Source organism: Cupriavidus sp. R6-3, assembly GCF_059772245.1.
On the sequence record NZ_JCBAJO010000194.1, the window covers coordinates 1 to 8,879 of the forward strand.

The 8,879-nt window shown below is 70.1% G+C and carries 8 protein-coding genes; all 8 read right to left on the reverse strand.

From position 1 onward, the window contains the following. Positions 1 to 156: 156 nt before the first annotated feature. The 8 genes from AC6EI8_RS20950 to AC6EI8_RS20985 all read right to left on the reverse strand — a co-directional run bounded on the left by AC6EI8_RS20950 (position 157) and on the right by AC6EI8_RS20985 (position 8,632). A complete protein-coding gene (locus AC6EI8_RS20950; RefSeq protein ID WP_498382770.1) occupies positions 157 to 1,095 on the reverse strand; it encodes a patatin-like phospholipase family protein in 939 nt (312 codons plus the stop codon). Positions 1,096 to 1,118: 23 nt separating this feature from the next. Further along, complete coding sequence (locus AC6EI8_RS20955; RefSeq protein WP_006579522.1) at positions 1,119 to 1,535, reverse strand: PaaI family thioesterase; 417 nt, start codon at positions 1,533 to 1,535, stop codon at positions 1,119 to 1,121. Between the two features lie 40 nt (positions 1,536 to 1,575). Next, positions 1,576 to 2,634 (reverse strand): AbrB family transcriptional regulator, encoded by a 1,059-nt coding sequence (locus tag AC6EI8_RS20960; protein WP_226107860.1) that lies wholly within the window; start codon positions 2,632 to 2,634, stop codon positions 1,576 to 1,578. A 229-nt stretch (positions 2,635 to 2,863) separates the two neighbouring features. Then, entirely contained in the window at positions 2,864 to 4,375 is a 1,512-nt protein-coding gene (locus tag AC6EI8_RS20965; protein ID WP_498382769.1) for a tripartite tricarboxylate transporter permease, read from the reverse strand. A gap of 45 nt (positions 4,376 to 4,420) precedes the next feature. Then, positions 4,421 to 4,894, reverse strand: a complete 474-nt coding sequence (locus tag AC6EI8_RS20970) for a tripartite tricarboxylate transporter TctB family protein (protein WP_265633026.1) — start codon at positions 4,892 to 4,894, stop codon at positions 4,421 to 4,423. A gap of 210 nt (positions 4,895 to 5,104) precedes the next feature. After that, positions 5,105 to 6,070: a tripartite tricarboxylate transporter substrate binding protein gene (locus AC6EI8_RS20975; protein WP_149317411.1), complete on the reverse strand. Its 966-nt coding sequence runs from the start codon at positions 6,068 to 6,070 to the stop codon at positions 5,105 to 5,107. Positions 6,071 to 6,347: 277 nt separating this feature from the next. Next, positions 6,348 to 7,751, reverse strand: a complete 1,404-nt coding sequence (locus AC6EI8_RS20980) for a sensor histidine kinase (RefSeq protein WP_498382771.1) — start codon at positions 7,749 to 7,751, stop codon at positions 6,348 to 6,350. A gap of 206 nt (positions 7,752 to 7,957) precedes the next feature. Next, positions 7,958 to 8,632, reverse strand: coding sequence for a response regulator (locus tag AC6EI8_RS20985; RefSeq protein ID WP_149317410.1), 675 nt, complete (start codon positions 8,630 to 8,632; stop codon positions 7,958 to 7,960). Positions 8,633 to 8,879 lie beyond the last annotated feature (247 nt).

Here is an 8,879-nt window from a genome sequence, read left to right on the forward strand (position 1 = left end):
GCTCCATCCGGGGTTCGGCCGATACCTTGCTTGCGCGCTTGCGTTCGTTGTCGTTGCCAGCTTGCCGCTTCGTCATCTATGCCTCCTGCCGCGGCGCGCCGGCCGCGAGAATTCCGCAAGAACACCGAAGGGAGCAGCCGCTGCGCCGCTCCCGCGCTACGAGGCCGGCGCCAGATCCGCTGGCGCCTGCGCCGTCCATTCGCGCAGGAAGGTTTCGCCATCGCGCCGGCCCAGGTCGTAGGCCAGCGTCATGCCTTCCGGGCGCGTGTAATCCCAGCTCGAGATCGGCACCCGCCGCGACGGTTGCACATACAGGCGCCGCTGGCCGTTCCACTCCATCACGAAACGGCGCGGGCGCGGATACAGCCGGGTCATCAGCACCAGCACGTCGCCGGGCGTGGCGTCGAGCGCGTCGACCGGCACGTTGTCGACCAGGCCGCCGTCGAGCACCGCGCGGCCATCGCGCCGCAACACGGGCGTGAACGGCGGCGTGCACGACGATTGCAGCAAAAGGTCTGCCAGCTGTTCCGGCGTGGCGCAGTCCTGGGCCCGCACGAACTCGGGATGAAAGCCCAGCGTGCGGCCCAGCCGCGGATGCAGCGTCTTGAGCAGATGCTTGTCGATGTTGTAGGCCAGCAGTCCCGCCATCACCGCCAGCCGCGGTCCGCACCAGCGCGGAATGTGGGCGACGCCGACGCGGATCTCGGGCGCGGCCTGCAGCCGCTCCAGGCGGCCGTCCCCCAGGATCGACAGCAGGGCAGCCCGATAGATGCCGTAATGCGGAAAGACGCGCTGGTTGCCGAGCAGGTTGCGCCAGTAGACGTTGCGCTTGTTGCCGGCCAGCACGCCGCGGTAGTAGTCCATCACCTGCCGCGACTCGTGCGTGTAAATCATGCAGGCGGTGGCAGCACCGGCCGAGATGCCGGCGATCACGCGCGGGCGCAGCCCCAGCTCGGGCGCGACGGTGTCCCACCAGCCTGCGTGCCACCAGCAGCGATTGCCGCCGCCGGCGAAGACCACCTGCTCGAAGGGCCCGCCGTACTGCGGCGCGCGCGACGGCGTGCGCGACGGCGCGGTGCTGGCGTCGGTGGCCATGTCCGGGCGGGCGGCCGACCCCGTCATAGCAGCGCGTAGGTGGTGGTTGCCTGCACGGCCAGCTTGCCGTCGGGGCCGCGCAGCGCGATCTCCCCGAACACGACGGTCTTGCCCAGCCGCAGCACGGTGGCCTGCACCAGCATGTCGCCCTCGATCACGGGGCGCATGAAATTGGTGGTCAGGCTGACGGTGGTCATCGGGCGGAAGCCGCCGAGCGCGCTCGAGATCGCGACGATCATCGCGGTGTCGGCCGCGGACATCAGCACCTGGCCGCAGACCACGCCGCCGGCGTGGCGAAGGGAAGGATCGAAGGGCAGCCGCAGCGTGACGCTGTCGGCGTCGACGCGCTCGGCGCGCAGGTTCAGCTGGCGGACCCAGGGCGCCAGCACGCGCTCCAGGATGGCGTCGATGTCGGCGATGGCAAGCGTCGTCTCTGGCATGGCGGCCCGTCGGTGGTCCTCGGTTGTCCTGGCCGCCCGGCTACTCGGTCTCCTCCGGGGCGGCGCGATGTTTCAGCCAATGATACAGGGGGCCGGTACACAGCACCACGAAGGCCATCCGGATCACGTGGAAGGCCGTGACCAGCGGCACGCCGAGCTCGAGCACCTTGGCGGTGATGCACATCTCGGCGATGCCGCCCGGCGTGGTACCGAGGATCACGGTGGCCGGATGCGCGCCGGACAGCGCCGCCAGTCCCCAGCCGAACAGCGCCGATATCACCAGCGCGACCAGCGTGTACAGCGCCACGCCGCCGAGGAAGCGCGGCGCGGTATGCAGGAATTCGCGCGAGAAACGCACGCCGAGCGAGACGCCGATCAGCAGCTGGCCGGCATGGCTCATCGAGGTGGGGATCGCGGACAGCTCGATGCCCGAGGCGGTCAGCACCGCGGCGGCGATCAGCGTGCCGATGACGAAGGGGTTGGGCAGGTTCAGCCGGTTCATCAGCAGCGCGAAGGCCACCGTGATGGCGATCAGCGCGGCCAGCCCGAGCGCATCGACGGTGCGCGGTCCCGGGATATAGGTATCGAGGCCATGAATACCACCATACTGAAAAAGCGCAGGCACGATTACTACCACCAATAACACGCGCAGCGAATGCGCAGCCGCGACCTGATCGATGCGCGCGCCGTTGCGCTCGGCAAGATTGGCCATCTCCGAGGCGCCGCCGATCGCGGTGGAGAAGAACGCGGTCTTGAAGGCGACCCCGGTGGTCCGGCGCAGCATCAGCGCGCCGGCGGTGCCGAGCACCAGCGCGAACAGCGAGCCGGCGATCACGTAGGGCGAGAACTCGACCAGCTTGGCCACCACGTCGGGCGTGAAGTAGAGCCCCAGCGAGGTACCGATGGCCCATTGGCCGGCGTTGCGGGCCTGCGATGGCGCGCGCAGGTCGGCGCCCATCATGCGGGCGGCGGCCACGGCCAGCAGCGGGCCGATCATCCAGGGCAGCGGCGTGCGCAGCCATTCGCACAGCAGGGCGGCGCCCAGTCCAAGCAGCAGCGTCAGCAGCGTCGGACGCCAACGGGAGAGTACGGATCGCATGGCGGTGGCAGGCTGGCGCAGGGCGCCGCCGCTTTCTTGTGGTGAGAGGAGAGCAGGCAAACGACAAGGCCCGGGAGCCCCGGGCCTTGTGGCGTCACGCGCATTGTCGCGCATTGTGGCGCGGGATGTCGCGCTTCATGTCACCGCTTCATGTCGCCGCTTCATGTCGCCGCTTCATGTCGCGCCCGATGCCACGCCTGATGCCGCGCGACCCCTGCCCCCGCGCCGATCAATTGGCCGCGTCGGCCACGCCCCGCATCGCCGAACGCCGCGACAGCCAGCGCAGCAGGCGCGGGACCACGACGACCGCCACCGTCAGCGCCAGGATCGAGGCCGAGATCGGATGGCGCAGGAACATCGTCCAGTCGCCCTGGCTGATCGACAGCGCGTTGCGCAGCTGCTTCTCGGCCATCGGCCCGAGGATCATGCCGACGATCACCGGCGCGGTCGGGAAGTCGAAGCGGCGCATCGCCATGCCGAGCAGGCCGATCAGGAACAGCAGCAGCAGGTCGAAGGCCGACTGGCGGATGCCGTAGGCACCCAGGCCCGCAAAGATCAGGATGCCGCCATAGAGCAGCGGCGTCGGGATGCGCAGCATGCGGACCCACAGGCCGATCGCCGGCAGGTTCAGCACCAGCAGCATCACGTTGCCGATATAGAGCGAGGCGAGCAGGCCCCAGACCAGGTCGCCCGAGGTCTGGAACAGCATCGGACCGGGCTGCAGGTTGTAGTTCTGGACCGCCGCCAGCATGATCGCCGTGGTGTTCGAGGTCGGGATGCCCAGCGTCAGCAGCGGCGCCAGCGTGGCGGTTACCGCGGCGTTGTTGGCCGCTTCGGGCCCGGCCACGCCCTCGATCGCGCCCTTGCCGAATTCCTCAGGATGCTTGCTCAGCTTCTTCTCGCTGGCATACGACAGGAAGGTCGGGATCTCGGCGCCGCCCGCCGGAATCAGCCCGAACGGAAAGCCGATGAAGGTGCCGCGCAGCCAGGCCGGGATCGAACGCTTCCAGTCCGAGCGCGACATCATCACCTGCCCGACCTTGTTGAAGGTGCCCTCCGGCTGCGGGAAGAAGGCGTTGAACAGCGCCTCGCCGACCGCGAACAGGCCGACCGCGACGACGACGATGTCGATGCCGTCGTACAGCTCCTGGATGCCCAGCGTGTAGCGGGTCTGGCCCGACAGCGAGTCCATGCCGATCAGGCCGATGCCCAGGCCCAGGAACAGGCTGGTCATGCCGCGCAGCAGCGAGGAGCCCAGCACGGCCGACACCGTGGTGAAGGCCAGCAGCATGATCATGAAGTACTCGCCCGGACCGAACTGCAGCGCGACGTCGGCCGCGACCGGCGCGAACAGCGACAGCAGCACGGTGGCGATGGTGCCGGCGACGAAGGAGCCGATCGCCGCGGTGGCCAGCGCCGGACCGGCGCGGCCGCACTTGGCCATCAGGTTGCCTTCCATCGCGGTGATCATCGTCGACGACTCGCCCGGCGTGTTCATCAGGATCGAGGTGGTCGAGCCGCCGTACATCGCCCCGTAGTAGATGCCGGCGAACATGATCAGCGCCGCGGTCGGCTCCACCTTGGCGGTCAGCGGCAGCAGCATCGCCACTGTCAGCGCCGGGCCGATGCCGGGCAGCACGCCGATCGCGGTGCCCAGGAAGCAGCCGACCAGGGCCCACATCAGGTTCAGCGGCGTGATGGCGACGGCAAAGCCGTTCATCAGTTGATTCAGCGTATCCATTTGCGTGTCTCCGGCCTTGCAGGCCCGCGATTTAGAGGCCGCGATTTACAGGCCGACGATCGGCAGCAGCGGCAGGTTGATGCCGAGCAGGAAATCGAACAGCAACCACATCGGCACCGTGATCGCCAGCCCGATCAGCGCGTCGCGGACGACGCGGCGGCTGCCGTAGCCGCGCGCGACGCAGACCATCAGCAGCGTGGACGCCAGCACGAAGCCCAGCGCGCCGATCAGCGCCATGTTCAGCAGCAGGCCGGCGGCAACCCACAACAGGCCGCGCAGGCTGTGCGGCTGCGACGGCAGCTCGGCGTCTTCCTCGGGCATCGCCCGAAAGCCGCCGCGTACGCCCTGCCAGGTCAGCAGCGCGCCGCAGATGGCCAGGCCCACGCCGACCAGCGTGGGAACGAAACGCGGCGACAGGCCGGCGTAGCCGGATTCGCCCGAGATGCCGCCCAGGCCGGCGAAGAAGCAGGCCGACAGCAACAGCACGACGATGCCGATGGCAGTGTGGGAAGGTTTCACGATGGGCTCCGGATCGAGGCCGGATGCGGGGTGCGCATCCGGCGGGGCGGAAAACGAACGGGCCGCGGTCCGGGAGGCCGCGGCGCCGGGGCAGCTGTCAGGTCCAGATCGGCCGGTAGGGCGGAAGGGCCGGAACGGCCGAATGGACCGGGTCGACAGGAAAGGCGCGCAAGGTGGGGAAGGCGAAAAATGCCCGAGGCCTCGACGGCCTTACTTGGCCACGCCCAGTTCGCGCAGCATCGCGCCCAGGCGGGCCGATTCGGCGTCCACGAACTTGCCGAACTCGTCGCCGGTCAGCAGGAACGGCGTCCAGTCGTTCTTGGCCAGCGCCTGCTTCCACGACGGCGATTCGGTCGCCTTGACCACCGCGTCGATCAGCGCCTTGCGCTGCTCGGGGGTGATGCCCGGCGCGCCATAGACGCCGCGCCAGTTGTAGATCTCGACGTTGATGCCCTGCTCCTTCAGCGTCGGGATATCGGCGACGCGGTCCTTCGAGGTCACCGCCAGCGCGCGCATCTTGCCGCTCTTGATGAAGGGCAGGAACTCGGACACGCCGGCGATGCCGGCCGTCACGTGGCCGCCCAGCACCGAGGCCGAGGCCTCGCCGCCGCCCTGGAAGGGCACGTAGTTGATGCGCTTCGGATCGACGCCGATGTCCTTGGCGATCAGGCCCGCCAGGATATGGTCGATCGAACCCTTGGAGCCGCCGCCCCAGCTGACGCTGCCCGGATTGGCCTTGAGCTGCGCGGTCAGGTCCTTGATCGACTTGATCGGCGAGCTGGCCGGCACGGTGATCACCATCGTGTCGGTGAACAGCCGCGCCACCGGGGTGGCGTTCTTCAGCGTGACCGGCGGCTTGTTGGTCTCGATCGCGCCGACCATCACCGCGCCGGTGACCAGCAGCGCGTTGGGATTGCCCTTGTCGGTGTTGACGAACTGGGTCAGGCCGATGGTGCCGCCCGCGCCGCCGCGGTTGTCGTACGAGGCCGACTTGGCCACGCCGGCGGACACCATCGCGGCGCCCAGCGTGCGCCCGGCCTGGTCCCAGCCGCCGCCGGGGTTGGCGCCGATCATGAACTTGGCGGTGTCGACGGCGAAGGCCGGGCCGGCCGCCACGGCGGCGCCGATCAGGGCAAATTGGAAAAGGCGGGGAAGTCGGACGAGGGTGCGGCGCATGGCGTCTCCTGCTTGCGATATCGTGGTTTTATCGTTCAGTGGCCGCTTGTACGGCCATGGCGGCGATTCTAGGAGCCGGAAACTGTCAATAAGCTGTCAAAACGACAGCTTTTGGACTGGGGTTTACGCGGATCGGGTGGAGGCGGCGAGCCGGTGCCGGCGGGGTGTCGGGCGGGTAGTGCCCGCTCGTTGCGTCGGCTTGCCGTGCCGGCTTCCTGCGTTCGGCGCAAGCATCCGCCCGCCGCGTTCGCCCAACGCGTCGGCCCGCTGCCTCCGCCTACGTATCGCCCACCAGCGGCAGCCGCAACTCGGCTCGCAGTCCCCGCCCCTGGCGGGCCTCGTGCAGCGTCACGCTGCCGCCGAAGCGCGCCGCCATCTCGCGCGAGATCGCCAGGCCCAGGCCCGAGCCGGGCTCGTCGTGGCCGACGCGGCGATAGAACCGCGCGAACACCTGCTCGCGTTCCTCGGCCGGAATGCCGGGGCCGTCGTCCTCGACCGCGAGGCAGGCGCTGTCGCGCTCGCGCGCGGCCGACAGCGTGATACGGCTGCCGCGCGGCGAATACTGGATCGCGTTGTGGACCAGGTTGGCCAGCGCCTCGCGCAGCAGCGCCGCGTCGGCGCGCACCGGCAGCGGCCGGCCGCCGCCGTCCTCCCAGCCGAATTCCTGTTGCTTGGCGCGCGCCAGCGGCAGATAGTCGAGCGCGACCTGGCCGGCCACCGCGGCGGCGTCGATCACGGTGTCGGGCACGGCCGCTTGGCCGCCCCCTTGGCCGCCCGCTTGGCCCGCCTCGGCGGCCTGCGCCTCGTGCTGGCGTACCCGCGCCAGCGCCAGCAACTGGTTGGCCAGGCGCGAGGCCTGTTCCAGCTGCGACACGATGCCGTCGACCGCCTCGCGCGCGGGGGCCGCGTCCCCGTCCCCGCTGCCGTCGAGCTGACGGCGGGCGAACTCCGCCTGCGTCTTCAGGATTGCCAGCGGCGTGCGCAGCTGGTGCGCGGCATCGGCGATGAACTGCGCCTGGGCCTGCGCCATCGCCGCCGAGCGCGACACGTGCCGGTTGACCGCATCGACCAGCGGCCGCACCTCGGCCGGTACCGGGCCGACCGCGAGTGGCGTCAGGTCGTCCGGCGTGCGCGCTTCGACATCGTCGCGCACGCGCTTGAGCGGGCGCAGCACGAACGTCACGCCGCCCACCAGGATCAGCGCGCTCGCCACGATCAGCAGTGCGTCGCGCGCCAGCGTGTTGCGCCATACCGCGCCCACCAGCGCCGCGCGCGGCTCGGCCGATTCGGCGACCTGGATGATCACGCGCATGTGGGCGTCGGGCCGGTAGACCGGGCGGGCCATCGCGGCGATGCGCACCGGCGCGTCGCGATAGACCGCGTCGTAATAGCGCGGCACGTTGTTGGCCAGCGTGCCGCGCGGCAGCGGCAGGTCGTCGTAGCCGGTCACGGTCTCGATGGCGCCCTCGCGCTCCAGCGCGACGCGATAGAACACGCGCGTCTGCGCCGCGGTCTCGAACATCTCCATGGCGGCGTCGGGCAGCGTCAGCTGCACGGTCTCGCCGGCCATGCCGATGGCGTTGTCGATCGCGCGCACCGAGCCGAACAGCGAGCGGTCGTAGGCGGTATTGGCGGCATCGCGCAGCGTGCCGTAGGTCAGCCAGCTGTCGAGCGCCATCATCGCCGCCAGCGCCGGCAGCAGCAGCACCAGCAGCTGGCGGCGCAGGCTGCCGCGCAGCCAGCGGCGCAGGGGACCGCTTCGGGGCCCACTTTGATGGCCATGGCGGTGATCACTGCGGTGACCACTGCCGTGATCGCTCGGGGGACCACTTCGAGGATCGCCCCGAAGTTCGCCCCGAAGTTCGCCCCGAGGCCCGTCCGGCGCGCTCAAGCGGCGGCCTCCGCTTCGAGCAGATAGCCGAAGCCGCGCAGCGTGACGATGGTCACGCCGTGGCCGGACAGCTTCTTGCGCAGCCGGTAGATCAGCACCTCGATGGCATCGGGATTGACGTCGGCGTCGAGCGAAAACACCTTGTCCAGCAGTTGCGCCTTGGTCAGCGGCTGGCCGCTGCGGGCCAGCAGTGCGCCGAGCAGCGTCGATTCGCGCGGGGTCAGCGCCAGCGGCGCGCCGTCCAGCGTGAAGCTGCGCGTCTCGCCGTCGAATACCAGCGCGCCGCATTGCAGGCGCGGATGGGCGCGGCCGCGGCTGCGGCGGATCAGCGCCAGGATGCGGGCCTCGAGTTCGGCCAGCGCGAAGGGCTTGGGCAGGTAGTCGTCGGCGCCGAGATTCAGGCCGCGCACGCGTTCGTCGAGGGTGTCCTGCGCGGTCAGGATCAGCACCGGCGTGCGGTCGTCGCGGCCGCGCATCGCCTTGAGCACCGACAGGCCGTCCTTGCCGGGCAGGCGCAGGTCCAGCACCACGGCGTCGTATTCCTCGGCCTGCAGGCGCGCGTCCGCGAGCAGGCCGTCGGCCACGTGCTCGACCACGAAGCCGCCCTGCTCCAGCGCACGCGCCACCCAGTGCGCGAGTTCGGTTTCGTCTTCGACCAGCAGAATGCGCATGCCGGCCTCCTGCCGGAGTTGGAACGCGGAAATAGGATGTCTGACGGAGGCGGAAATCGCCGCGGATTGCCGACGAAGGCCGGCCCGCGCGAGCCCGGCGTCGCCGTATCTTTGGCGGACGCTGTCGCCATGCGGGCGTGGACTCGTGCCCGATCCGGGCGCCTATAATACCGCTCCACCGTCGCGCCGGTTTGCCGCTTCCGCGCGCTGCCGCGACACCGTCCGCGCCCTGCCCGCTTGCCCGTCC